The sequence below is a fragment of the Actinomycetota bacterium genome (assembly GCA_018830725.1).
Lineage (GTDB): Bacteria > Actinomycetota > Humimicrobiia > JAHJRV01 > JAHJRV01 > JAHJRV01.
The window spans coordinates 1-2,012 of record JAHJRV010000075.1; the positions used below are offsets into that span (position 1 = coordinate 1).

Sequence of the window (2,012 nt, forward strand, 5' to 3'; positions counted from 1 at the left end):
CAATTTGTAATTTTTCCCCATATATACTATCTTTTTTAGAAATTCTTTCATCACCATGTTTTGCCAAATATGGCGACTTTATTTCTGCCCCAACAGGAAGCTTCTTTTTAGCAATTTTTAAAGCCTCCTGTTCAGAGTAAGCCTGCACAAATTCATCTATAAAATGTATTGCTCCTGTTTTACCCTCCTGAGTAACTTTCTCTTGGATTATTTCTGCATCTTTTGGTAGCAACCTCTTAGCATTCTCCAGTGCATTCTCCTTCGAAAATCCTTCTCCTTCTTTTATCTGAGGTGTGCCATCTTGCATTACATCTATGGCAATAACTTTTGCATCTGGTGGAACTATTTTATTTACTTTTTTCTTTGCCTCTTCAACTGTTGAAGCTTTAATTATAAGTGCTTCTTCTAGAATGTAGGGTTTTCCTGCAACAAGGGTAATAGGTGGTTTCATTTCTTCGATTTCATCAAGCGAAACATCAAATCCTGCAGCATCAAGGAATTTTTTTGTATAACTAGGACCAGTTCCTTTATAACCAACAGTAAATCCACCAAGAATATATCTTGCTCCATCTTTAAAAAGTACACGTATGTCATGATTTGCTACAATGTTTATCTCAACAGGTTTTCCATGTATTCGCATTAATTCCATAGCTTTTTGAAGTGATAAGTCAGGATATTGCGTGAAATAACTCCTTTCAGATTCTACAAAACCTGTTCCACTGCAAACAGGGCAGGTTCTATATTTAACCTCTCTAGTTGTTAATGACATACTAGCAAATACTCTCCCACTACCTTTACAGTTAATACACTTAACTTTAGCCATATTTCTTACTCCTTTTTACAAATTTTTTAATAAATATTTTAACTTATATGATAAATAAAATTATAAATTATTATTGTATTGATTTATTATTTCTTTATAAACCCTTTTACTCTTTCAAGTAGTATTTTGTCATCATCTTTCTTTAATCCAGCTGTATCAAGTTCAACATTCATAAATGTCCTAACAAATCCTCTTATTATCATATTCTTAGGTATTTTATTTCCAATTTAACTTGTCAATTACAGATTGTTTTTAAGGTTTTTATCATAACTTATTATTTATTTTATCCTAACAGCTATTTTTTCCAATTCATTCATGTAATTATTTAATTCAATAATTCCAGTAGGAGTAATTATAGTAGATAGCAAACCGGTAAATGCAGGTTTTCGTGTTTCAAAAACTAAGCGTTTAAGGCCATCTGATATCTGAGATTTAGTAATAGGATTATCATAACGGTCTAAGCCTGTTTTTAAAGCTCTTATAGCATCATTAATATTCCTGGAGATTATTGGAATCTGCTCTCTTACTGTACCTACTCCAGGACCAGTGACAAAAGCGTGAGTTTGATACTTTTTTGGTAATTCAGAGATTTTCGTTTTTAGATTCTGAAGTTCTTGAATTGTCCCAGATGTTTTGCTCTTGTCAAATATTCTATTAAATATTCCCATCTTTCTACCTCCTAAAACTTATATTTACCTTTTACATTTAATTATTTTTTATATGAAATATTTTATGCCTTATCTACAAAATTTTATTAAACTTGTTCTTGTTATATCCAATTATGTTTTTAAATAGATTTTCAACTATTTAGCTCCCACTTGGTTTTAACTTAGATAACATTGTATCCAATTTTTGGGGTTCATACCACTATTTAGGATCTTCATCCCACACTATAAAGAAATCTTTACCACATTTGTCACAAAGTACAGGCACAGCATATGCTCCCTTATCATCTTTCTGATGGTAATAAGGAACTCGTGGTCCATTGGCTGGTGCTGCTATTCCTTTATTTGTATGACCACAATAAACACAAGAACAAGGGATGAAAGAGACATTGATACCATAATATATTCTGGTAATTTCTGAGGTAATAGACTCATCTGAACCTTTAGCAATTTTACGACCAAGAACTCTACCTGCAAGACTTGAACGGTTAGGATTAGTATTTAAGCATTCCTGATAGATAGAA

3 protein-coding genes are annotated in these 2,012 nt (G+C 31.8%); all 3 read right to left on the reverse strand.

All coding sequences use genetic code 11. The features are described from left to right. The coding region (locus KKC53_03620; protein MBU2598254.1) for a hypothetical protein at positions 1–823 on the reverse strand (823 nt) is incomplete at its 3' end. Positions 824–1,101: 278 nt separating this feature from the next. Next, positions 1,102–1,491: a hypothetical protein gene (locus tag KKC53_03625; GenBank protein MBU2598255.1), complete on the reverse strand. Its 390-nt coding sequence runs from the start codon at positions 1,489–1,491 to the stop codon at positions 1,102–1,104. A gap of 199 nt (positions 1,492–1,690) precedes the next feature. Continuing rightward, positions 1,691–2,012 (reverse strand): hypothetical protein (locus tag KKC53_03630; protein MBU2598256.1); only part of this gene is annotated, 322 nt, incomplete at its 5' end.